Raw genomic sequence first — 24,320 nt, forward strand, 5'->3', positions numbered from 1 at the left:
CTCAGGCTCAACGCGTTAATGCTTGGGAGTTAAGCGGGTGCCATGCTGCGTCGCACATTGGCCAGCAGCGGGCTGCCGGTATCGGGGTCTAGCAGCAGCGTGCACTCTACTTGATAGAGCGTACGCACCAGATCAGGCGTCACCACCTGAGCGGGCGGCCCTTCCGCCACGATCTGCCCTTCGCGCATGGCGATAAGATGGTCAGCATAGCGGCAAGCGCTGGCGAGATCGTGAAGCACCATCACCACGGTGCGGCCATGCTGGGCAAGGTGCTTAACCAGTTCGAACACTTCGATCTGGTGACCCAGATCCAGCGCCGACGTGGGCTCATCCAGCAACAGCAGCGGGGTTTGTTGGGCGATGGTCATGGCAATCCAGGCGCGCTGCCGCTGGCCGCCGGAGAGCGCATCAATGGGTCTGTCAGCGAGTTGTTCAAGCCCTGCCGCCGCCAGGGCGTGCTGCACTACGTGCTGGTCTTCTGCTGACCACTGGCGCAGCCAGCCCTGGTGGGGCTGGCGACCAAAGCGGATTAACTCGGTCACGGCGAGCCCTTCCGGCGCCACGGCCTCCTGGGGCAGTAGCGCCAGTTGGGTCGCCAGTTGGCGGGTGGGCAGGCGCTGAATATCGGCGCCATCCAGCAATACAGCGCCGCTATCGGGCTTATGCAGCCGCGCAAGCCCGGCCAGCAGCGTTGATTTACCGCAGCCGTTGGGGCCCACAATGGCGGTGACTTGGCCGCTGGGCAGGGTGATATTCAAGCCCTCAATCACCTGCCGTGAGCCATAGCTCATGCCCAGTGCCTGGGTAGCCAGAGAGGGGATTGGCGACGCAGGGGATTGGCTCATGTAAAACTCCGTTGGGGACGCATTAATATCCAAAGTAACCAAGGCCCGCCGACCACAGCGGTAACGATACCGACAGGAATCTCAATAGGTGCCAGCAGCGTACGCCCGGCCAGGTCGGCGAGCACCATCACCAGCGCCCCCGCCAGCGTAGCCGCCAAAATAGGCACGCTGCGCGAACTCGACAGCGAACGAGCAATCTCCGGGCCAATCAACCCCACCATGCCCACCGGGCCTGCCACAGCCACCGCCAAACCAGTCAACGCCACAGATAGCAGCAACACTTCCAACCGACGCCGCTTGACGTTCACGCCTAACCCGCTGGCGGTGGCATCCTTGAAACGCAGCAGCGTTAGCGAACGAGCTAGCGCCAATGCCGTGGCCAGCCCTAACACTAGCCCAAGCATGAGTAATTGAAGCGCCCCGCTGGGGCGGGCATTGAGCGATCCCACTGTCCATGGGTAGGCGGCATTGGCAGTATCAATCGCGACTCGTGCCAGCATTAGTTGAGTCACCGCGCCAAACACCGCGCCCACGCCAATACCCGCGACGATAAAGCGGTAACCCTGGGTACCGTTGCCTGCGGCTAAACCAAAAGTAAGTACCGCGGCGGTGGTCGCCCCAGCTAGCGCCATGGCAGGAGGCGCGATGGTAAAGCCGACACCCACTATTGAAGCCACCGCAAACGCAGTCGCACCATTATCAATGCCGATAATCCCGGGTGTTGCCAGGCGATTGCGGGCCAGGGTCTGCATTAGAATGCCCGCTAATGCGAAGGCCGCCCCGGTACTGCAGGCGGCGGCCAAACGTGGTAGACGTAGTTCTTGCACCACAAAACTCGCCATCATATCCGCATTGCCCAGCAGCGCTTGCAGCACTACTAATGGTGCCACCTTAACGCTGCCCAGGCTTAGGTAAACAACACAGGCAAGTAGTAACGTGCCAAACAGCAACAGATTAACCGCCACCGCACGCTGCTCAAACAGCAGGCTGTTCGCACCGCGCCGACTTCGCCAAGCAAATCGCCAGTACCCCTGCGGAGGCATTATGCTGCCATTTACCTCCTCTCTCGACTGAGCTTCATAATCAACAGACATAGCGGTGGGTTGTTCAGATAAGGCTCTGGCATTTGAAGAATGAATAGCTGAAGAACGAATAGCTGGGGTTTTCATAAACCCACTCATAACATCGGTAAGCGGCGCGCACGCACGACTGCTATTAATACGGGGGCACCGCATAGCGCAGTGAGCACGCCCAGCGGTAGTTCCGAAGGCGCAACCACCACGCGGGAGATGATATCTGCAGCGAGTACCATCAACGGCCCGATGGGCAGGCAAAACAGCAGCGTGCGACGAATATCAGGCCCGGCAAACGCACGGGCGACAAACGGCACCACCAACCCCACAAAGGAAATTGGCCCCGCGATAGCAGTTGCAGCGCCAACTAATAGCGCTACGCACGCGACGACCAGCCAACGAATAAGGTTGGGGTGGTGGCCTAAACCAGAAGCAACCCGCTCGCCTAGAGCTAGCGCAGCTAACGGCCGAGCAATCAGAGCAACTATCACTGACGCCACCAGCATACTGGGCAGAACGGCAAGCAGATCATCCAAGCGGCGGCCGGCTAAGCTGCCAATTACCCAGAAACGAATTTCATCGGCGGCACGCTGGTCATAAAGCAGCATCAATGAGCTTAATGATGCCAGCAGGCCAGAAAATGCCGCTCCGGCAAGCACTAACCTTATAGGGTCGTTACCCACACCGCGAAAGCGCGCCACGCTTAACACGCAGACACAGCCCACCAAGGCGCCGAGCTGTGCGACTGAAATGCGCAGAGTGGCGGCGCTGGCCCCCAGAACCAAGGCCAGCGCCACGGCAAACGCCGCCCCCGCGCTAACGCCTAAAAGCCCCGGTTCAGCCAGCGGATTGCGCGCCACCGCTTGTAATAACGCCCCTGCTACCCCCAGTGCCATGCCCACCACAATGCCAATGAGAGTACGCGGTGCGCGCAGCTCCCAGACAATGAAACTCGCCTCACTGTCCTGTACGCCACCTAGTAGCGCCAGCACCCGCAGTGGGCCAACGCTGCCTGCACCCATCAATAAACTAACGACACTCACCGCCACAAGGGCGGTGAGTAGTAACAGCATTAACGTACGATGGCTGGAACGCCTGGCAACTCCAGGCGTTGCAAAACGAGGAACCGTCACGGCAACAGCGCAGCCTCTATATCATCAAGAATGGCTTGCGCGGCCAGTGGGCCATTGGCACTGCTCCATAGCTGGCCATTCACTGGCACCACCTGCTCTCGCTGAACCACGTTAAGGCGAGTGAACGCAGGGCTCTGTTTCGCGGCGTCCAAGGCTTGTTGACCATCTTCATTGAGGGTTGCCAGGAATAGCCAGTCGTCATCTACTTGGGCAAGGTTTTCCAGGCTGAGCACATCGCTGTGTACGCCCCGCTCGCCAATCAGATCCGCACCTTGTACATCCAGGCCAACCCGATCCAGCAGTCCAGTGGCAATCAGGTTTTCCGACATTACCATCGGGCCACCCGGCATCCAGCGCACTAAAAAGGCGGTGCCGCTTACGTCAGCAGCGGCTAACGCTTCAGCCAGCTCTGCGGTGCGTTGATCTACCGCGGCAATAGCTTTTTCGATCGCTTCTTCACGGTTTAACGCTTCGCCGTAAAGTCGCGCCTCAGCTTCCCAGTTATCCGCGGCTAACGGCTGGGTATGCGGCACAACGGTTGGCGCAATACGTGAAAGCAGTTGGTACTGCTCATCGGAAAGCTGGGCGGGCGCCAAAATCAGATCCGGCTGCTGCGCCAGCACGGCTTCAATATTGATTTCCCTAACAACGCCCATAATGGCGGGACGATCATCGCCCAAATGGGCCTCCACATACTCGGCGACGTTATCGCCACCGCGCGTGGTGACGGCGCCTAATGGTGTAATGCCGGCCGCTAGGGCAGCATCCAGTGCGCCTTCGTAAAGGGTCACAACCCGCTCAGGAGTTCCCTCCACCTCTACATCACCAAAGGCGGTATCCAGCGTGCGCGCTTGCGCGGTGCCTGCCACTAAAGCGCTTAGCAGAACGCTGACCACGCCTAAACGCGCACCTTTAGTGAGGGTAGCTGTCATTGAGGTCGTTTTATCCAGCGCCGTTTTCATCAGCACAGTTTTAACAAACATAAGTTTCTCTCGATACGATACATTGCAACGGATAATAACGATTCTCAAAAACACTTGCACTACTATTCCTGGGAATAGCGTGTTCCATTTTGTGCAACCCTTCCACCACAACCTTTGCCGCACGCATGTTTCAGTTTGTGCAACGCAACGTTCGATGATCATACCCTCGCGTTTGGGAACTTTTCTTTTTAGACTCTCGCCCCTATTTGACAATTAGTATCATTAGCTAATAATTATCGTCACCAAGGGGAATGACATGCCACGCTTTACCCGCTCTGTTCTCGCTAGCGCCGTCACACTCGCTGTTTCTGCAGGCACCGCCTCCGCCCAAGAGGGTCAACAGCTGGACAACATCGTTGTCTCGGCCAGCGGCTTTGAACAGGCAATGGTCGACGCGCCTGCCAGTATCTCGGTGATCTCCCGCGAGGAGCTTTCGCGTAAACGGGTTACCAGCATTGCCGATGCCTTGCGAGACGTTGAAGGGGTGGATGTGGGTGGCGCGGTGGGTAAAACCGGTGGACGCAACATTAGTATCCGTGGCATGCCCAGCGACTATACGTTGATCCTGATTGACGGCCGCCGTCAAAACGCGGCAGGCAGCGTGACCCCCAACGGCTTTGGCGAAACCTCCACCAGCTTCTTTCCACCCATTTCCAGCATCGAGCGCATTGAGGTGATTCGTGGGCCGATGTCGACACTGTATGGCTCTGACGCCATGGGCGGTGTCATCAATATTATTACCCGTCGGGTGGGCCGCGAGTGGACAGGCTCTGTTGGGGTCGAAAATACCTTTAACGAAGATCGCGATTTTGGCGACCGTCGCGAGATCAATCTCTATACCAGTGGCCCTCTGGTCGAAGATACTCTGGGCCTTCAACTGCGCGGGCGGGTTTATGAGCGCGACGCTTCCGAGCTTACCTATACCGACAACAACGGTGACTCTATAGAAGTCGACCAGCGCGGCCCTAGCCCAGTGGAAGGCGATACCTACAGCCTGGGCGGCAAGCTAACCTGGACACCCACTGACAGCCACGACCTATGGTTGGATGGTGAAGTGAGCCGCCAGCGCTACGACAACGATGAGTGCCAGCTAGGCACCCTGGATGGCCGCACTCGTAGCTGTGCGCCCGACCCTGGCAGCGCCAACGGCTATGCGGATGAGCTCCGTTTTGAGCGCGAGCAGATCGCCATTGGCCATACCGGCCGCTTTGCCTCGGGCACCCTGGAATCCAGCCTGATGCGCAACACCACCGAAACCAAAGGCCGCACCATCCCAGGTGATACGGGCGTCGCGTATGAAGGTTTTCCCAGCATTGTCGGCGGTGCCCCGCGGGAGCTTGAAACCACTAATACCGTGCTCGACAGCAAGTTCATCATGCCGCTAGACAATCACATTGCCACCGTGGGTATGCAGTGGTGGGATGCGGAGCTTGACGATGGCTTGGCCGGTGAAACCTTTGAGCAGACTACCTGGTCGCTGTTTGCCGAAGATGAGTGGCTGCTACGGGACGATTTAGCGCTAACCCTGGGCGGCCGCTACGATCACCACGATGCCTTCGGCAGTCAGTTTAGCCCGCGCGGCTACTTGGTGTGGAACACGACGCCCAACTGGACACTCAAAGGTGGCGTAAGCCGGGGCTATAAAACGCCCACGCTTAATGACCTACATGACGGCATTAACGGGGTAACCGGTCAGGGCACAATACTCACGATTGGTAACCCGGATCTTGAGCCGGAAACCAGCACCAGCAGCGAGATCGGTGCGCATTACGATAACCAACAGGGTTTCACTGCCAGCGCCACGCTGTTCCACAACCAGTTTGACGATAAGATTGCCAGCGGCAGCGATATACTGGTGGAAAACGACCCGCTGATTCCTGACGGCCTTTACAGCCAACAGGTCAACGTCGACGAGGCGATCACCCAGGGGGTGGAACTCTCTACCGGCTACCAATTCGCCCCTGATTGGCGCATTAATGCCAACTACACCTACACCGATAGCGAACAGAAGAGTGGCGATAACAAGGGCGAGCCGCTGACGGATACCCCGGAACACGCCATTAATGCCACCCTGCGCTGGCAGACAACGGCAAAGCTGGATACCTGGCTCTCAGCAGAGTACCGCAGCGAACGCTACCGTAACCGCGAACGCGTCCGCGGTGCCCCCTCGTTTGATGACCTGGGCGACTTTAAAGCCTATTCGCTGTTTCACTTGGGCGGTAATTACGCGGTCACCAATCAGCTTAATCTGAGCGCGACGATCTACAACCTGTTTGACAAAGACTTTGTTGACTACCGTGCTTACGGCGATGGCACCAGCTTTGGCAACGTTTACGCCAATAGCGAAGAGGGCCGCCGTCTGTGGCTCTCTGCCCGCTACGAGTTCTAATCGGTTTCAGCTCGCTACTGTTTCGATGTTCTGTTTTGATCTTCTCTTTCTGCCCCGGCCATGCGCTGGGGCTTTTTTGTTTCCGCGCCCTGCACCCTCCCCCTTTCCTAAGCCGCTAAAAAAGCGGCTATCGCTGGGATAGCCGCTTCAGTGTTGCGCTTATGACAGCCAGCTAGCCCTTAGAAGGCAACATTAAGGCCTAACCAAACCCGACGACCGTCTTCTACATAGCCGTACTCGTCGTAGTTGATCGTTTCGTCGAACAGGTTGTAGATACCCGCATTGAGTTGAGTCGTCTCACTGAGCTGGTAGCCAACGCCTGCATCTACAAAGGTGTAGGAAGGAGCCACAATGGAACTGCTCGAAGGGCCGGTAGTCGGTTGACTCTCTTCGCCGCGATAAGTGACTTTTGTCCATTGGCTCAACTTGGCAGAGACTTGCCAATCCAACGAAGCGGATACCTGGTGCTTAGGCAGTTGTGTTAACGGCTCACCGGCATACTCACCGCTTTTTTGCTCGCTATCGGTATAGGTGTAGCTGGCCGTTAGCTCAACGGTATCGGTTAACGGCGCAGCCACACTCGCCTCTACGCCCTGAGTCACCGCTTCATCAACGTTAACGCGATAAGTCGGGTCGCTGCCAAACTGGTTAGCGCCATCCGTGCAGATATCGATAGGACAAGCAATGCGGGTAATTTTATCGTCAAAGTCGTTATGGAACAGCGTGACGCCGCCGCTCAAGCCCCTATCGTTGGCATAAAGCAGGGCCAACTCTTTATTGAGCGAGGTCTCTGGCTCAAGATCAGGGTTACCGTAGATATTCCCCCCGCGGCTGACCTGCCCCCAGTCGGAGGTGATCTCGCGCAGGTTGGGCGCCCGATAACCGGTCGAAACGCCGCCTTTCAACGTCCAGTCAGGCGTCATACTCCATACGCTGTAAAGCCGCGGGCTGAGGTGGCTGCCGTAGTTATCGTCGTCATCAATACGCACCCCGCCGGTCAGTGCCCAAGCATCGGTGAGCATCCACTCATCTTCCACAAAGAGGGCCCACTGGCTGTTCTCAATCTCACTACGATCAGAGCTAGGCAGTTGATTCGTCGTACTGTCGTCAAGCGACTCCTCCTCGTAGCTAGCGCCTACCGTCAGCATATGCATGCCTAGCGGAATGACCGTACTGGTTTTAGCGGTGGTGTTGGTGATTTCAATATCCCGCGATTTGTTTTCGCTACGTTCACGCTGCAGATAGGTTTCGCTGGTGCCCCACTCGAAGCGACCACTATGGGTCACAGCGACATGCTGGTGGGTGAACTCATTAAAACTATCGGAGCAGCCGCCGCGACAGCCCTCGGATGGCGCCGAGTTGCCCATCAGTGATTCGCGCTCCTGCTCGGTAATACCCGCCTCAAAAGTAACGTCATGGTTATCAGTCGCCGCAAAACTCAGCCGTGCAGTAAGACTTTGCAGGCTTTTATCTTCGTAGCCGTTAAGAATAGTGTCTTCGTCACGCTGAGAGGTGCGTCCGTAGAGCTGAAGCCCTAAACGGTCGCCTACCAACGGGCCGCTGAGATAAAAGTTGGCCTGGCGGCTATCGCCGGAGTCGCTATCTTCCTGAAGCACGGTGTCGAGTTGCACATTGCCGTGCCACTGCTGAGCCACCTTGCGGGTTATCACATTGATGACCCCGCCAATGGCGTCAGAGCCGTAGAGCGTCGACATCGGCCCACGCACTACTTCAATACGTTCAATGGCCTGTAACGGCGGCAGCCAGTCTTGTTCAAACCCCGCATCGCCATTAGGGCGAGACTCGCGGGAATTTTGCGGGCGACCATCGACCAATATCAGGGTGTACTGGGAGGGCATGCCGCGAATGGAGATATCCTGGCCGTTATCCCCTCTCCCGCCGCCGGTGACAATCACACCGGGCACATCGCGTAGCGCATCGGTAACACTTTGATAGTGGCCTTGTTCCAACTCTTCGCGGGAAACCACGCTGATAGACGCAGGGGCATTGGTAATCTGCTGTTCAAAACCTGACGCGGTTACCACCATATCGTCTAAGCGGGGCGCTTCTTGTGCCCAAAGAGCACTACTGGCAAGCGAAGAGATAGCGCTGGCCAGCAGCGTACGGCGCAAACAGGGAGACATAACTTCGTCCTTCATAGTGTTTGAGAAGTGTGTGAGCAATGTGGATAAGCATTCGCTCTATTAAATGCGAATTATTAGCATTAATATTTTTACACACTCTTTGCACATTGGGGTGATACGGTTCGTTCAGCATACCGTAACACAAATGCCTATTATTTTCATTCGTACCAAACAGTGGCACAATTAGCGTTCACCCTTTTCCCGTGGGCCTGACCATGTATGACTTTGACGAACTGACCGCCTTTGCCGATGTGATGACCACGGGCAGTTTGACACGCAGCGCGCAAAAGTTAGGGTTAGCCAAATCGACCCTTAGCAGGCGCATCAGCCAGCTTGAATCCCGGCTTAACCAGCCGCTGCTGCGCCGCCAGGCCAACCGCTTAATTCCCACCGAAGCGGGGCTGCTATTTCATAACTACTGCACCGAGCTTTTGGCAATGGCGGCGCATAGCCAGGAGGCACTGGCTGAACTGCGTGAGGAGATTAGCGGCGAAATTACCCTTGAAGTGCACGGTGCCCTGGCGCGCAGCTGGTTAGCCAGTGCTATTGATGCATTCTTAAATCGTCACCCTAAGGTAGAGCTAACGCTACACACCAGGGAAACGCCGCCCACTAAAATGCACAGTAATAGCGTGCATGTCTGGCTTGGGCCGACTCACGAGTGCGGGCTAAACCAGGAGCGCCTGGGCCATCTATCCCGCGGGCTTTATGCTAGCCCACACTATTTAGCAGCGGCTGGCACGCCGCACCATCCTGATGAGCTGAACCAGCATGCCTGGATAGACCTGTTGGGCACAGCCTCTGACGGGCTGCTGCTCACTCATCCAGAGCATGGCCAGTACACCTTTAACCCACCCCGTTCAAGGCTGCGGGTAGATCTCACTACCCTGCATATAGACGCCATTGCTCGCAGCCAGGGTATCGGCTTGCTCTCACACTGGTTAACCGAAAAACGTGAACAGCACCATCCAGGCGAGCTGATTAACTGCCTGCCCGGCTGGGAGCCGGTGCCACTCCCTATCACGCTGCTCTATGCTTACGGTCACCAGACCCGCCGTACCCACGCCCTGTTAGAGTTTTTACGTAGCCAAGTGCCCGCACCTTGGCGCATGCCAGCCGCGACGGTGTAGGTTAATTCGAGTGTTTGCCTTGCCAGTTAGCCCGCTTATTAACGACAATGGGCGGCTCACGATTGCCAAGGACAGCCAATGCTTGCCGAACTTTTTGCCGTCATGGCGCCCGTGCTGGCTGGCGCAGGGCTCGGCTACCTGTGGGTACGCTTAGGACACCCCTATCCGGTCGACTTTATTACCCGGCTGGTATTTAACATTGGTACGCCCTCACTGGTATTGGCCTCTCTTGCGGGTGCCGATATTGATGCCACCACCTTTGGCCAAACCATGCTGGCCGCCGCGTTAGTGATCCTCACCATGGGGGCCGCGACTTTTTTGGTGGCAAAACTGTTGCGCCGTAGCTGGCGGGTTTTACTTGCCCCCATGATGTACCCCAATACCGGCAACATGGGCTTACCTGTGGTGCTCTATGCCTTTGGTAGTGCTGGGTTTGCCTACGGCATTACGGTGATGGTGACCGTATCGCTCTTTCAGTTCACCTTAGGTGCCGTACTGAATAGTCAGGGCAACCCGCTAAAAACCCTTGTCAAAACCCCCACGGTGTACGCCATCGCCATCTCCATGGCGCTACTGCTGACAGACACTGCCCTGCCGCCCTGGTTGGCCAATACGGTGGACTTGATGTCAGGGTTCACGGTACCGCTCATGCTCATTACTCTGGGCGTATCACTGGCCAGCATTCAGGTGAAGAATCTGCGCTCAGGGCTAGGGTTTAGCCTGGTGCGAGTGCCGCTCGCCGCCGGTGTCGCCTGGCTGATCGCTGGCTGGGTGGGCCTTCCACCTCTGGCGCAAAGCATTTTAGTACTGCAAATGTGCATGCCGGTCGCGGTCTTCAACTATCTCTTTGCTCAGCGTGCTCAACGCGAACCCGTCTATGTGGCCAGCCTGGTCTTCTGCTCAACGTTGTTAGCACTGTTTTACCTGCCAGTGCTACTTGCCCTGCTGATGTAATAGTGGAACCCCTACGTGGCGATAGGGTCACTGCTAGACTAATGGCAAGGATGCCAATGATTAATTTCACCAGAGGGCACGCTATGCTTTATATGAACAACAGCCACCCTACCCGTCTGAACCCGACGGTTTTGGCTGGGATCAGTGGGTTAGTGCTGGCGAGCGCTATCAACACGGCAGAGGCGGAAACTATTCAGGAATCACTGGAGACCGACCACCTAACGCTCTCCATTGAGCGCATTGCTGATGGGTTCGAGCACCCATGGGCGGTGGCGTTTCTACCCGATGGCCGCTACCTGGTGAGCGAACGCAGCGGGCAGCTGAAACTCGTCGACCCCGAAAGCGGTGAAGCCCATACGCTGGAAGGCATACCGGAAGTGAGCACTCGGGGCCAGGGCGGCCTGTTAGATGTAGTTCTGCACCCCGATTTTGAAGGGGGAAACGGCGGAGGCGACAACGACTGGATCTATTTCACCTGGAGTAAGCCCGACGGCAACAACAGCCGCTCGGCATTATCGCGGGTAAAATGGCAAAATGACCGGCTGGGTGAGGTGGAGCACTTGTTTGAACAGGATCGCGCTTCTGGGCCTGGCCGCCACTACGGCTCAAGGTTAGCGTGGCTGCCCGACGGCACCCTGCTGATGAGTATTGGTGACCGTGGCAGTGAACCACCTCGCGCCCAGGCAAGCGATGACCATGCAGGCTCTACCCTGCGCCTTACCGCAACGGGCGGCGTTCCAGATGACAACCCCTTTGTCGGCGATGACACCACGCTGGACGAAATTTACTCCATGGGTAATCGCAATATTCAGGGCATGACCGTGCTCAGTAACGGCGAAGCCTGGGCATCTGAGCACGGCCCCCGCACCGGCGACGAACTGAATCATATCGAAGCGGGCAACAATTATGGCTGGCCAACCGTCAGCCAGGGCAATGACTACGCGACCAATGAGCCAATTGGCGAAGATTCGTTACCCGGCATGGAGGATCCCGTGTACCTCTTTGAAGGCCGCTTTGCCCCTGCCGGGCTTGCCGAAGTCACCAGTGAAGCCTTCGGCGAGTGGCAGGGCAGCTTATTAGCCGGCGGCTTAGGTAGCGAGAAACTGCTGCGTTTGCGCCTAGATGAGGGCCGGGTCGCCGAAGAGGAGCTGATTTTACAGGGTGAAGTAGGCCGTATTCGGGATGTGCGCCAAGGCCCTGATGGCGCTATTTATCTGCTGACTGATGATCCACAGGGCGGCTTGTATCGCCTGGCGCCAACAGACCAGTAGCACTCCACTCACCCGCTGATACTAAACCGTATTAACACCACCATGGATGCCCCATGCGATTACGCAATTTAATTATTTTGACGGTGATTGTGCCGCTGTTTGTCATCCTGGTGGTGTTTAGCTTAGTGGCGATCAAGTCGCTTGAGGATAACGTACGCTCGAAGCTACAAACGGAAGTGGAGATTATTACCCGCACGCTGAGCTCTTCGCTCAGCTACGCGGTGACACCAGATAGCAGCACACCGCTTGAAGAAGCGCTTCAGTCAGCGTTCTCATTTCACCGCATTTACGGCGCTTATGTATTCGATACTCAGGGTCGTGATATTTACGGCCTGGGCCTTGGTAAAGATATTTTCAGTCGCGAAGAGATTCAGCAAGTCATTGAGCGCGATGACTTATATAGTAATTATCGCCAACATGATGGTTGGAACTACTACTCTGCGTTGACACCACTGCGCTCCCAAGATGGCACTGTGTATGGCGTACTACAGGTCAATCGGCTAAATACCGGTATTGAGAACTACACGGGGTTTATCAGCATTGTGGCCGTGTTGGTGTTTGTGATTGGTGCCGCCGGGATCGTGTTTAGTATTTGGTGGGGCTTCCGGCGCCATATTGAGCGCCCGCTCAACCGGCTACTGCACGTAATGCTGCTGGTAGAAGATGGTGATCGCAGCCAGCGTGCCACTGAAAACGGCCCCACCGAGTACCGCCGCCTCGCTTCCGGTTTGAATGGCATGTTGGACGCGATGGCCGAGAAAGACCATGAAATCGAGGAGCGTCAGCGGCGCGAAATAGAGCTTGAAAAGCGCCTGCGTAAATCGAAAAAGCTGGCTGAGCTGGGCGTACTGGCAGCCGGCGTGGCCCACGAGATAGGTGCGCCGTTGACGGTGATTAATGGCCAGGCCCAGCGCCTGGCTCGTCGCAGTGTTATTGGTGATGACGAGCGAGCGAGGTTGGGCCGCATACGCGGTGAGGTTGAGCGCATCGTTGAAATTGTGCGCCAACTGATGGAATTAGGCCGTCAACATAACGTAGAAAAAGGTGAACTGGCGCTCGATCAGCTTATTATAAGTGCCAAAGACCTAGTGGAAGATGAGCTGGAACCACGCAATATTCGTTTAGACATTGAATTACCGAAGCCGACACCCAACTTACTCGCTAACGGCCAACAAATTGTACAGGTGCTGACCAATTTACTGCGCAATGCCGCGCAAGCCCCCGAAGTAAGCCGAATTCGGGTACACGCCCAGCAGCAAGAACACGAATTGATACTGTGGGTGGAAGATGACGGGCCGGGAATACCCAGCTCTCATCACCATAAAGTGTTCGACCCTTTTTTCACTACCAAACCGGTCGGCCAAGGCAGCGGGTTGGGACTCTCTATGGTACATCGCATTATTAACGACCACGGCGGTACGATCGGCGTGTTTGACAGCGCCCTTGGCGGCGCTGGATTTGAAATTACACTACCTATTAGTGAAACCGCATCCGCGTGAGGACAACGTTTGTGACCCAACAGGAATCCCTTTTACCTTTGTTGGTGGTGGAAGATGACGCCGCTATACGCGAGTTATTAGAAGAAGAACTGCAGGATGCAGGCTACACAACGCTCGGCGTCCCTAGCGCTGAAGAGGCAATCGCCTTACTAAGCCACACCTCCGTCTCATTGGTGATTACCGATGTGCGACTGCCGGGCATGACCGGCATTCAACTACTCCAACAGCTCCGCCAGGCGGGCAGTGAGCTGGGCATTATTGTCATTACCGCTTTTGGTACCATCGACCAGGCAGTTGAGGCACTAAAGCTAGGGGCTGACGACTTTTTAACCAAGCCGTTAGACCTTGATGCCATCCGCGATGCCGTATTTCGTGTGCTGGAACGCCAGCGTTTGGCAGTTTCCCACGACGCTGAAATTAGCCACTTCCATGGCATTGTGGGTAAGAGCCAGGTCATGCAGACGCTATTTCATGACGCCTCCCGCCTTGCCAAAAGCGATGCCCCCATTCTGATCTTGGGAGAAAGCGGCACCGGCAAAGAGCTACTTGCCCGCGCCATTCACCAGGAAAGCCCTCGCCATGACCAGCCATTTGTACCGGTTAACTGTGCGAGTATTCCTGCGGATTTGATGGAGAGTGAGTTCTTTGGCCATGTTAAAGGCGCCTTTACCGGAGCTAATGAAGCGCGCAAAGGACTCTTCCAAAGCGCCCAGGGCGGCAGCCTGTTTTTAGATGAGATTGGTGAAATGCCTATCAATCTCCAGGCTAAACTACTGCGTGCTTTACAGGAAAAGACCGTGCGCCCGGTGGGTGGAGAAAGAGAAGAGCCGGTTGATGTACGAATTATCGCCGCGACCCACCGCAACCTGGAAAAGGAGATCGAGCAGGAGAATTTCCGCAGCGACTTATTCTACCGCTTGGAGACATTCTCACTGCGCATCCCCCCGCTGCGCGAACGCGGTACCGATATTGAGCACCTTGTGTTTGCGCTTATCGATAAGCACGCGGAAGCCCAGGGTAAACAGATTGAGCAAATCGAGCCAGAAGCACTCAATAACCTGCTCAACTACGCCTATCCCGGTAACGTTCGCGAACTGGAAAACGCCATTATGCGGGCCGTTACCCTAAGCGAAGATGGTTCACTCAGCTATAAAGATCTGCCCGAGCGTCTGCGTGAACAATCGACGGTTGAAACCGGTAGCCCTCTGGTGCCCACTGTGAGCGGCGAAGTACTAGCAGGCGGGCAGATGCCAACGCCACCGCCAATCCGCTGGCCCAGTTTAGAAGAGGTCGAAAAACGCTATATTAACAAAGTGCTGGAAGCCACCGGTGGGAACAAGCGGCGCACTGCCGAAGTTCTTGGAATTGCTCGTCGGACGCTCTATCGCCGTCTGGAAGATAGTGAAGAGTAACCACCATGACACGACTAAATCGCGACACGACACATTTTAGCTAGAAGCAGGCAAAAAAAACCCCCGCGGGCGCGGGGGCAGAAAGGATGGTAAACCGTGTGGAGCAGCCGCAGGGAACAAACAGCTGGGTCGATTTACCATCGTAGGGAGCGGTACACTTGCTCAAACTTAAAACAGTTGATTAAAAACAGTTACTTAAAATTTAACTAATTAATTAACGGTTGAATTCTCGTCATCTTCCGTTCCGGGCATCGGGTCAGTACCTTCACCAAAGCCAGGCTCGTCCTCATCAGGATTCATCGTACCTTCTGCGGGCTCGTCCATGGTGTTGTCTGGCATGGAGTCCTCAGACATCGTTCCTTCCGGCTGTGACATACTGTTTTCTGCGGCGGGATCATCACCTAAACCAGGATCCTGCTCCATCGCGGGCTCTTCGTTCATGCTCGGCTCTGCCTGAGTAGACGCGTCCTGTTCTAAGGGAGCGGCTTCATCCGCAGGCGGTGCTGCCTCTTCATTGTCACCGCAACCAGCTAATACAAGTACACTTGCTGCCGTCGCCATCATACATAGCGTTAACCAGCGTGGGCGGTTGGAAACCTGCTTACTCTCAATGTGGTCGTGATGCTTATCCATAATTACCCACCTCCATTGCTAACACCGTATGTTTCTAAACGTATCACTGGATAATGGCTAACCAGCCTTATACAGATAATAGGTTACTTACACCCAGCCCATTCACTTTACGTGCCAAACCTAATAAAAAATAAATAAAACAATTAAAATCATATATTTAAAACAAATAAAGCGTATCCCTATAAGCGCGCAACGAAACGCCTTGGATGGGTGAAAAATGACACATGTAACGTTAATTGCCCCGTTGAGCGAGCCGTTGTGACACACTGGCCCTACCTATGTATAATAATTTTTAATAAATTATTCGACTCAAGCTCTTATTTCTTTATGAATGGCTAATTAGTGACATATGCCCATTCTGTTCAACAAAAAGGCATCGCCGATGGATGAGACACGACCTGTCAAAATTAAAGTGCGCGGCTTGAGCAAAGTCTTTGGCAAGCACCCACAAAAAGCCATTGAGCTACGTAACCAGGGAATGAAACGCCCCGAAATTCTGGAGAAATCTGGCCAGACGCTAGGGCTATCCAATATTTCGTTTGATGTTTATGAAGGCGAACTGCTAGTCATCATGGGGCTATCAGGGTCGGGCAAATCGACGTTGATCCGCTGCCTGAACCGTCTGATTGAAACCACCGAAGGTGAAATCATTATCGACGGTGAAAACATTCCGACGCTAAAAGAGAAAGCGCTGCTGGAGTGTCGCCGCCGTCACTTCTCTATGGTATTTCAAAATTTCGCGCTATTTCCCCACCGCACTGTGCAGCAAAATGCCGAGTTCGGTTTGGAAATTCGCGGCGTAGAGAAGACTGAGCGGCAAAAAATTGCTCACAACGCGCTGAAACAAGTGGGCCTGGAGGGCTGGGAAGACGCCTACCCCAACCAGCTTTCCGGCGGCATGCAACAACGGGTTGGTCTAGCCCGCGCACTGGCGAACGATGCCACCGTTCTGCTGATGGATGAAGCCTTCTCCGCGCTCGACCCGCTGATTCGCAAAGATATGCAGCAAGAGCTTTTACAGCTGCAATCCAAAATGCAGAAGACTACGGTCTTTATTACCCACGATTTGGATGAGGCGCTCAATATTGGCGACCGCATCGTGCTGCTGAAAGATGGCGAAGTGGTACAAATCGGCACACCGGAAGAGATTCTCACCAAACCAGCAGACGACTACGTACGGCGCTTTATCGAAGGCGTTGACCGAGCGCGTATCTTGACCGCCGAGAGTGCCATGCGGCCACTGCGCTCCACCGCACGGGATAGCGATGGCCCACGCACGGCACTACACCGCATGCGTGACCATGCAATCGACTCTATCTATGTGGTTGACCGCGACCGCCGCCTGCTCGGCCTGCTTGAGGCCGATGCCGCCGGCCGGGCAATTGCTGAGGGTGCCGACTCAATCATCCCCTACTTAACCCAGGATTTCCGCAAAGTCCCCATGGATGAACCACTGCACAACCTGTTCGCCATGTTTAGTGAAAAGAGCTTCCCTATCGCCGTTATTGATAAGCAGGAACAGCTACTGGGTGTGGTGGTTAAAGGCGCAGTACTCGATGAACTGGCACGAGCAGGAGAGCAATAATGGATATCCCACGCATCCCGCTAGGTGATTGGATTGAAAGCGGTCTGACTTGGTTGACCAGCGAATACTCCTTGGTTACCCGCGGTATATCGCGTTTCACTCAAACCGGCATCGATGTTTTAAATGACAGCTTGATGTGGTTGCCTGAGTGGGCGCTGCTCGCGTTGATAGCACTGCTCTGCTGGAAGCTGGCGGGCTCTCGGCTTGCAATCGGCGCCGTCGCTGGCTTGGCACTGATTTGGAATCTGGGCCTCTGGAATCCGATGATCGAGACCCTCACGCTGGTGGTGTTCGCTACCATGGTGGCGGTGGTCATCGCGCTACCGGTAGGTATTGCGGCGGCGCTCTCCAATCGGCTTTATCGGGTCATTATGCCGATCCTGGATTTTATGCAGACCATGCCTGCCTTCGTTTATTTGATTCCGGCGATTCCCTTTTTCGGGATTGGCTCGGTCTCGGCAATTTTTGCTACGGTGATTTTCTCAATGCCCCCGGCAATTCGCTTTACCACCCTGGGTATTCGTCAAGTACCGGTGGAGCTGATCGAAGCGGCTGATGCCTACGGCGCCACCCGTGGTCAGAAGCTAATCAAAGTACAGCTACCGCTGTCACTGCCCACCGTTATGGCGGGTATCAACCAAACGATTATGCTGGCTCTCTCCATGGTGGTCATTGCCGCCATGATTGGTGCGGATGGCCTGGGCAGCGAAGTATGGCGTGCTATTCAACGTTTGCGCCCTGGCGACGGCTTTGAAGCAGGCATCGCCGTGGTTATTCTGGCCATGCTGCTTGACCGCTTAACACAGTCACTAAGAAAAACCCGGCAATAGCGAAAATGCACGGGTAGCGTAAAACGATAAAGTAAGAAAGCAGAAGCGGCTGCGTTGAGCCATTAGCTTGCTAAGTCGCTCTACGCTCACCATGCTGTATTTTGTAGCAGCTCTGTTTGTTGTTGATTGTGTACGTTAATAAATTTATACCCAAGGGAGAAAGTGAATGAAACATCGCACATTGAACCTCCGTATCCGTCTTGCGTCACTGGCACTGCTAGCAGGTGCAGGCGTTGCCGTCAGCAGCGCGGCACAGGCCGAAGAAGAGAAAGGCACGGTTAACCTGGCCTACGTGGAGTGGTCATCCGAAGTCGCTTCTACTAACGTCATTGCCGCAGTGCTTGAGCAGGCAGGCTATGAGGTTGACCTAACCTCACTCTCAGCGGCGGCCATGTTCCAAGCGCTCTCCACTGGCGATGCGGACGCTATCGTTGCCGCTTGGCTGCCGACCACTCACGCCGATTATATGGAACGCCTGGGTGATAGCATTGAAGACCTGGGCCCCAATCTGGACGGCACCAAGCTGGGCCTTGTGGTTCCAGAGTATACCGACGTCGACTCGATTGCCGACCTTAACGATAACGCTGACAGCTTTAATGGCGAGATCATCGGTATTGACCCCGGTGCAGGCTTAATGAGCCTCACCGAAGAGGTTGTGGATACCTATGACCTTGAGCTGAACCTGCGGAGCGGCAGCGGCGCCACCATGACCGCCGCGTTATCCAGCGCGATCAACAACGAAGAAGATGTCGTTGTTACTGGCTGGACACCCCACTGGATGTTTGCCCGCTTTGATCTGAAGTATCTAGAAGATCCTGAGAACGTCTATGGTGGCGCGGAGCAGATCCATACTGCGGTTCGCCAAGGCCTGGAAGATGATATGCCCGAAGCGTATGCGATTCTCGACGCTTTCGAGTGGACGCCTGAGCAGATGGGCGAAGTCATGCTAATGAACCAGGAAGATGGCAGCGATCCCTACGAAAACGCGAAGCAATGGGTTGAAGATAACCAAGACGTAGTTGCAGAGTGGCTCGATAGCTAAACGGGCCAAGCAGTCACGACATCAGGGGGCTTTGGCCCTCTGTTGTCGTTTTAAGAACTGTTTTAAGCACTGCTATTAAGTACTGTTTAAGCGCCAAGGTTCATATTGCGTTGAATAGTGTCATAACAGATTTGCTATTGTGGGCACCTGAGCGCGCGCCACGCAATGCTGGCTGATGACCACATTTTGGTTTCTGTAAAACCTACTACTTCATCTAAATAGAGAGGCTTCTGTGGATAACCACGACGATAAACGCCCCCCTGAAGAACCGGTCTCTGAGGGCATACCTGCCCCAGAGGGTGCGGCTAATCTGATTGATACCGATTACGTTATCGGCCAAGACAACATCACCACCAGCACCCTGGGTCTCAATCTTGATCTCCATGGCAAAGTGTTCAGTATCTCAGCCGTTATCGTGCTGCTGTTTGTGGTACTAACCCTTGCGCTGCAAGACACCATCGCGCCTATTTATGACGCCATTTTCAGCTTTTTAACCGGCAACCTGGCGTGGTTTTTTATCCTCGCGGCGAATATATTCGTTATTTTGTGTGTTGGCCTGATCTTTTCACCGTTAGGTAAAATCCGTATTGGTGGCGCTGAAGCCAAACCGGATTTTACCTATATGGGCTGGTTCTCGATGCTGTTTGCTGCGGGCATGGGCATTGGCCTGATGTTCTTCGGCGTTAATGAGCCGCTGGCGCACTTTGGCACCTCGTTTGATGGGGGCAGTTGGGCGCCATTGGCGGGCGCGGAAGGTAATGCTGCTGGTGCGGAAGCGTTGGCCATGGCAGCAACCATCTTCCACTGGGGCCTACACCCCTGGGCGATTTATGCCGTTGTTGCACTTTCCCTGGCACTTTTCTCATTCAATAAGGGCTTGCCACTCTCCATGCGTTCTGTGTTTTACCCGATTTTGGGCGAGCGCGTTTGGGGTTGGCCAGGCCATTTGATCGATATCCTGGCGGTGTTTGCCACGCTGTTTGGTTTGGCCACATCACTCGGCCTAGGGGCTACCCAGGCCGCCGCGGGCCTTACCTACCTGTTTGGCGCGCCGGAAAGCGATATCACCATGATTCTTTTGATCATCGGCATTACGATGATTGCTATCGCCTCTATCGTTGCAGGTGTTGATAAGGGCGTACAACTGCTCTCCAAAATCAACATCGCCATGGCGGCAGCGCTGTTGTTCTTTGTGATTGCGGTTGGCCCTACCCTACTGATTCTCACTGGCTTCTTTGAGAACCTATGGAGCTATGCGATGCACTTGCCTGCACTGTCGAATCCTTTCGGCCGTGAAGACGCCAACTTCAGCCAGGGCTGGACCGCCTTCTATTGGGCGTGGTGGATCTCCTGGTCTCCGTACGTCGGTATGTTTATCGCCCGTGTATCCCGTGGCCGTACCGTTCGCGAGTTCCTGATCTCTGTCCTTATCGTGCCCTCTGTTGTGTCGGTTCTATGGATGACCACCTTCGGTGGCACCGCTATTGACCAGTATGTGAGTCAGGGTATTGAAGCCGTACGTGATGCCGGGGTGGATCTACAGCTCTTCATAATGCTGGAGCAACTGCCGCTATCACAGATCACGTCATTCGTTGCGATTGTGTTGGTAATCGTGTTCTTCGTCACCTCTTCTGACTCCGGCTCGCTAGTGATTGATTCCATCACCGCTGGCGGCAAGGTCGATGCACCGACACCCCAGCGTGTGTTCTGGGCAATCATCGAAGGCGCGATTGCGATTGCACTGCTGCTCGGCGGTGGCCTAACCGCGCTGCAGACCATGGCGGTCTCTACCGGCTTTCCGTTCACCATCATTCTACTGGTGGCCTGCTATGCCATCGTCAAAGGATTGATGAGCGAACCCAAGGCGGTCTAGCGCTGTTTTAAATCGATCGCCTGGTGTAATTTAGCGCCTAAGTAAAACGGGCAACCCAGTATGGGTTGCCCGTTTTTTTATGGGTATGTGGACTGGTAGCCTTCAACACCACATATCTTTCAAGGGCGTGTCGGGTCGATAGTGGGTGGCAATTTGGGCCTGCAGCAGCTCTGCGGTGGCCAGCGCATCGACCAGGGCATGATGCCCCTGATAAGCGGGCAAGCCGTAGCGCTCACGACTTGCGTGCAGGCGTATAGAAACCGGTGGGCGTCCCAGCCAGCGGCGAAAACGCGCCCACAGGGTCTGGCGATGCAGCCGCGCTTCCAGCGACATGGTATCAATCATCGGAAACAGCACCCCTTCCCCACGCCGGGTTTTGACAGCCGCGTTCAAGAAGGGCCGCTCAATATTGCGAAAATGAACGACCACTAGGCGACCTGCTAACTGGGCCAACAGTGCGTCCAGGATCTCGTCCAAGTCCGGCGCATGGGCGATCTCTGAGTGGGTAATATGGTGGTAGGTAATTGAGGCTTCTGCTAACGGTCTTGAAGGGTTCACTACCCAGTAACGCCGCTCAGCCAATTTGATACGATTTAACGTAAAGGGTACAAGGCCGATACTAACAATCGCATGTCGCCTCTCATCCAGCCCCGTGGTCTCCATGTCCAGCGCCACCATGGGCACCTCGGAAATGGGCGTTTCAGGGTCAGGCAACGGTGTACCAAAAAATTGCTGAAGCGCAGGATTTTTCGCCTGCTGAGCCCGCTGAGCCATGAAGCCCTTCCAGTCGGCCTGGGTAATTTTCTGACGTGGGCGTATACCGAACATCTTAACGCCCCTGCCGCTGGGCGGGCATAGGGTAGCGGTATTTCAGAAACTTTTGCGCGTTGCTCAACACCTGAAAAGCGTCTTTGAGGGTATGCCGTTCGCTATCCGCCACGTTTTCAGGCTCAATATTGTTATCCGGCAGACGATCCTCCTGAAGATCGATCATTTGATGGCGAATCCGCGACATACATAAAAATTCAAATGCGTAGCTCAGCTTGTCGCTCATACCATTCGCCAATAGCTGGGTCTTGCTGATGTCATTTAAGCGCTGAAATGAGTTTTGCGCTTTTGAGCCGCAGGCCAAGGCGTGAATACGCACCAAATCCACCATCGGCGCCGTGCCGCGGCGCTTCAAGTTGATCGAGTTGTTGTGCTTGCCATCCTGCTCCATCACAAAGGTGCGGAAAAACCCCAGCGGTGGCGTACGGTTCAGTGCGTTGCGCGCCATGGCGGCTAAAAACAGCGGTGATTTTGGCGCTGTTTCGGCAATCAAATCCTGCAGCGTTTCGACATAGAGGTCTTCGCCGTAGCAACTATCCAGATCAAAGAAAATCGAGCTGTGAAGCAGTCGTTCAGGCGTTGGTTTGGCCATCCAATCCTGAAAATAGCTCTTCCAAACGCTGAGCGGCTGACGCCATTGAGCATTAGTCGCCATAACATCGCCTTTGCAGTAGGTATAGCCACAGGCGTCCAAGCCATCGCTGACTATTTTAGCCAGGGCGTAAAAGTAGTCATCATGCTCTTCAGGATTAAACTCGTCGGATAGGATCAGCGCATTATCCTGATCGGTGACAATGCTCTGCTCGTTGCGAGCCATTGAGCCATTGACCATAAAACAGTAAGGCACCGGCGGTGGGCCCAGTTCCGCTTCGGCCATTTCCAGCAACCGCCGCGTAAAGCTACGGCCGATAGTGGATAGCGCGCTGCCCACCATCTGCGAATTAGCCCCCTCTTGCACCATACGCACAAATGCCGCGCTCACATCCGGTGCCAAGCGTGCGAGCCCCTGGGTGCTGGACTGATGAAAAATATTGCTGACCAGGTAGAGGCCGCTATGGGTCTCGTAGCGGATAATATCCGAAAGGTGCACCACGCCCACCGGGCGCTGACGATACAATACAGGGAGGTGATGTACGTTGCTGCGCAGCATCGTCAGCATGGCCTCATAAACAGAGGCGTCCGATTGAATGGTGATTAGCCTTGAGGAAACCACCTCACCGACCGCGGTTTGCGGCGATAGCCCCTCGGCCACCACGCGGGTACGAAAATCGCTGTCGGTTAAAATCCCGCACATCTGCCAAGTCTGGCCTTCACTATCTTTGAAACTGTAGCGTGGGTTATCACTTCCCTCTTTTATTACCAGCAGTGCGGATGCTTGTGCTTCGCTCATCTGCTGTGCGGCGTGCTGAACGCTGGTAGATGTTTCCACCATTACCGGATAGCGGGTCAGCAGTTTGCGTATCCGGGTGACCATCATATCGTTGGACTTCTTCTGCTGCTCGGCAGCGCTCTCAAGACGCGGTCGTTCCAGCTCTACGAAATCAGCAAAGTGCTCATCCTCCTCGCACAGCCGAAGGAAGACCGCCTTGGGAATAAAGTAGATCAGGGTATCTTCAATCGCCTGAGCGGGAAAACGCACCTTATGGTTACGCAGCAAGCTAAAGTGGCCAAAAATATCGCCCTCACCTAAGCGGTTATATAGCTCTCCCTGGCTACGATAAACTTCCACGGCCCCACTGCGGATATAGCAAAGATCATTGAGCATCTCGTTGAGCGCCAATATGCTGCTGCCGGTTTTGAAGTAGCTCACTTCCACCTGCTCAGCAATGGCATCTAGGAGATCATCCGACAGCCCATCAAAAGGGGGAAACCGCCCCATATGTTGACGTATTTCTAACAGCTCGACATCCATACGGACTCCTTGGGCTTGCCGGACAATAGGCGGGATAACCAACGCGTTACCTAAAGTGTGGCGGGAAGGCTAAGTCAGGTAAACCCCTCCAAGCATAATAAAACTATCCTTGAGCTGAACGATCAATAAAAAAGCCCGATGCAGTTAAGCATCGGGCTTTGTGGCCGAAGTCATTTAGACTGCTAGGTAAAGTTTGCTATATAAGCAGTACCAACATTAGCAAAAATGACCTCGATAGCGTTCAGCAAGTATGACTTACGACTGGTTAGCCATTTCCTGCACGCGCTGCATCATTTCCGGGTCTTGTTGAATAGATTGACCAATAGCGTTGAAGGTATCAACATCTAGGCCGCTATCTTCAACCACTTCGATCATGCGGTCATTAGCTTCGGTGCGCACTTCCTGTTGCGCTGATTCATCTTCCGCTTCCTGCAGACGCTGGGTATATTCCTGGGAAATAACCGCAATTTCTTGAGAAGCATCGGCAAACTGCTGGAGCTGATCGTCAGAGAAGTCCTGGGCAGGTGCTTGCTGGGTTGCCATAGGATCTTGTGCAGCGCCTTGCTCTTCTTGGGCGTGGGCAGTAGCCGTCATCAGGCCGGTCGCGAGCAGGGCAGCGGAGAACAGAGCAGTCATACGTTGCATAAAAGAAACCTCAGTATTGCGTTGTGTATGTGCCCACTGTGACGCGCCGTATTCAACCAGGTTCAATTTTTTATGTAAAAGCTGGTAACAAAAAGAACATAATGTATCAAAAAATCGAATTACGCCCGCCACTACGGAA

At 54.9% G+C, this 24,320-nt stretch carries 19 protein-coding genes; 10 read left to right on the plus strand and 9 right to left on the minus strand.

The genetic code is table 11. From position 1 onward, the window contains the following. Positions 1 to 29: 29 nt before the first annotated feature. The 4 genes from ACFIOZ_RS15900 to ACFIOZ_RS15915 all read right to left on the minus strand — a co-directional run bounded on the left by ACFIOZ_RS15900 (position 30) and on the right by ACFIOZ_RS15915 (position 3,983). Positions 30 to 845 carry an ABC transporter ATP-binding protein gene (locus tag ACFIOZ_RS15900; protein WP_386079585.1) on the minus strand — a complete coding sequence of 272 codons (816 nt, stop codon included), beginning with the start codon at positions 843 to 845 and terminating at the stop codon, positions 30 to 32. Further along, positions 842 to 1,939: a FecCD family ABC transporter permease gene (locus ACFIOZ_RS15905; protein ID WP_386084106.1), complete on the minus strand. Its 1,098-nt coding sequence runs from the start codon at positions 1,937 to 1,939 to the stop codon at positions 842 to 844. The genes ACFIOZ_RS15900 and ACFIOZ_RS15905 overlap by 4 nt, the downstream gene beginning before the upstream one ends. A gap of 83 nt (positions 1,940 to 2,022) precedes the next feature. After that, on the minus strand, positions 2,023 to 2,991 hold the full coding sequence (locus ACFIOZ_RS15910; RefSeq protein ID WP_386079587.1) for a FecCD family ABC transporter permease: 969 nt from the start codon (positions 2,989 to 2,991) through the stop codon (positions 2,023 to 2,025). A 56-nt stretch (positions 2,992 to 3,047) separates the two neighbouring features. Further along, on the minus strand, positions 3,048 to 3,983 hold the full coding sequence (locus ACFIOZ_RS15915) for an ABC transporter substrate-binding protein (RefSeq protein WP_386084107.1): 936 nt from the start codon (positions 3,981 to 3,983) through the stop codon (positions 3,048 to 3,050). 307 nt (positions 3,984 to 4,290) lie between these two features. Between ACFIOZ_RS15915 and ACFIOZ_RS15920 the strand changes: the two genes are divergently transcribed. Next, positions 4,291 to 6,423 (plus strand): TonB-dependent receptor domain-containing protein, encoded by a 2,133-nt coding sequence (locus tag ACFIOZ_RS15920; protein ID WP_386079588.1) that lies wholly within the window; start codon positions 4,291 to 4,293, stop codon positions 6,421 to 6,423. A gap of 179 nt (positions 6,424 to 6,602) precedes the next feature. On the opposite strand, the gene ACFIOZ_RS15925 is transcribed toward ACFIOZ_RS15920, so the two are convergent. After that, positions 6,603 to 8,567, minus strand: coding sequence for a ligand-gated channel protein (locus tag ACFIOZ_RS15925; RefSeq protein ID WP_386079590.1), 1,965 nt, complete (start codon positions 8,565 to 8,567; stop codon positions 6,603 to 6,605). A gap of 215 nt (positions 8,568 to 8,782) precedes the next feature. Between ACFIOZ_RS15925 and ACFIOZ_RS15930 the strand changes: the two genes are divergently transcribed. From ACFIOZ_RS15930 to ACFIOZ_RS15950, 5 genes are all read left to right on the plus strand, one after another. Further along, positions 8,783 to 9,697: a LysR family transcriptional regulator gene (locus ACFIOZ_RS15930; RefSeq protein WP_386079591.1), complete on the plus strand. Its 915-nt coding sequence runs from the start codon at positions 8,783 to 8,785 to the stop codon at positions 9,695 to 9,697. A gap of 78 nt (positions 9,698 to 9,775) precedes the next feature. Next, positions 9,776 to 10,651 carry an AEC family transporter gene (locus ACFIOZ_RS15935; protein ID WP_386079593.1) on the plus strand — a complete coding sequence of 292 codons (876 nt, stop codon included), beginning with the start codon at positions 9,776 to 9,778 and terminating at the stop codon, positions 10,649 to 10,651. 83 nt (positions 10,652 to 10,734) lie between these two features. After that, the gene (locus ACFIOZ_RS15940) at positions 10,735 to 11,922 is read left to right on the plus strand and encodes a PQQ-dependent sugar dehydrogenase (RefSeq protein WP_386084109.1); all 1,188 of its coding nucleotides are present in this window, start codon (positions 10,735 to 10,737) and stop codon (positions 11,920 to 11,922) included. A 53-nt stretch (positions 11,923 to 11,975) separates the two neighbouring features. After that, positions 11,976 to 13,421, plus strand: coding sequence for an ATP-binding protein (locus ACFIOZ_RS15945; RefSeq protein WP_386079595.1), 1,446 nt, complete (start codon positions 11,976 to 11,978; stop codon positions 13,419 to 13,421). Between the two features lie 11 nt (positions 13,422 to 13,432). Then, positions 13,433 to 14,833, plus strand: a complete 1,401-nt coding sequence (locus ACFIOZ_RS15950) for a sigma-54-dependent transcriptional regulator (protein ID WP_386079597.1) — start codon at positions 13,433 to 13,435, stop codon at positions 14,831 to 14,833. A gap of 210 nt (positions 14,834 to 15,043) precedes the next feature. On the opposite strand, the gene ACFIOZ_RS15955 is transcribed toward ACFIOZ_RS15950, so the two are convergent. After that, positions 15,044 to 15,466 (minus strand): hypothetical protein, encoded by a 423-nt coding sequence (locus ACFIOZ_RS15955; RefSeq protein WP_386079599.1) that lies wholly within the window; start codon positions 15,464 to 15,466, stop codon positions 15,044 to 15,046. A gap of 382 nt (positions 15,467 to 15,848) precedes the next feature. Between ACFIOZ_RS15955 and ACFIOZ_RS15960 the strand changes: the two genes are divergently transcribed. The 4 genes from ACFIOZ_RS15960 (at position 15,849) to ACFIOZ_RS15975 (ending at position 20,796) form a co-directional block, all read left to right on the plus strand. Next, positions 15,849 to 17,051 carry a quaternary amine ABC transporter ATP-binding protein gene (locus ACFIOZ_RS15960; protein ID WP_386079600.1) on the plus strand — a complete coding sequence of 401 codons (1,203 nt, stop codon included), beginning with the start codon at positions 15,849 to 15,851 and terminating at the stop codon, positions 17,049 to 17,051. Further along, a complete protein-coding gene (locus ACFIOZ_RS15965; protein WP_386079602.1) occupies positions 17,051 to 17,881 on the plus strand; it encodes an ABC transporter permease in 831 nt (276 codons plus the stop codon). Before ACFIOZ_RS15960 ends, ACFIOZ_RS15965 begins: the two co-directional genes overlap by 1 nt. A gap of 166 nt (positions 17,882 to 18,047) precedes the next feature. Next, a complete protein-coding gene (locus tag ACFIOZ_RS15970; RefSeq protein ID WP_386079603.1) occupies positions 18,048 to 18,923 on the plus strand; it encodes a glycine betaine ABC transporter substrate-binding protein in 876 nt (291 codons plus the stop codon). A 232-nt stretch (positions 18,924 to 19,155) separates the two neighbouring features. Further along, positions 19,156 to 20,796, plus strand: a complete 1,641-nt coding sequence (locus ACFIOZ_RS15975; RefSeq protein WP_386079605.1) for a BCCT family transporter — start codon at positions 19,156 to 19,158, stop codon at positions 20,794 to 20,796. A gap of 102 nt (positions 20,797 to 20,898) precedes the next feature. Here ACFIOZ_RS15975 and ACFIOZ_RS15980 read toward each other — a convergent pair whose 3' ends face one another. From ACFIOZ_RS15980 to ACFIOZ_RS15990, 3 genes are all read right to left on the minus strand, one after another. After that, positions 20,899 to 21,624: a 3'-5' exonuclease gene (locus ACFIOZ_RS15980; RefSeq protein ID WP_386079607.1), complete on the minus strand. Its 726-nt coding sequence runs from the start codon at positions 21,622 to 21,624 to the stop codon at positions 20,899 to 20,901. 1 nt (position 21,625) lies between these two features. Further along, the gene (locus tag ACFIOZ_RS15985) at positions 21,626 to 23,536 is read right to left on the minus strand and encodes a DUF294 nucleotidyltransferase-like domain-containing protein (RefSeq protein ID WP_386079609.1); all 1,911 of its coding nucleotides are present in this window, start codon (positions 23,534 to 23,536) and stop codon (positions 21,626 to 21,628) included. A 255-nt stretch (positions 23,537 to 23,791) separates the two neighbouring features. After that, the gene (locus ACFIOZ_RS15990; RefSeq protein ID WP_088698839.1) at positions 23,792 to 24,181 is read right to left on the minus strand and encodes a DUF4168 domain-containing protein; all 390 of its coding nucleotides are present in this window, start codon (positions 24,179 to 24,181) and stop codon (positions 23,792 to 23,794) included. Between the last annotated feature and the right edge of the window lie 139 nt (positions 24,182 to 24,320).

Source organism: Vreelandella sp. F11, from assembly GCF_042466685.1.
Lineage (GTDB): Bacteria > Pseudomonadota > Gammaproteobacteria > Pseudomonadales > Halomonadaceae > Vreelandella.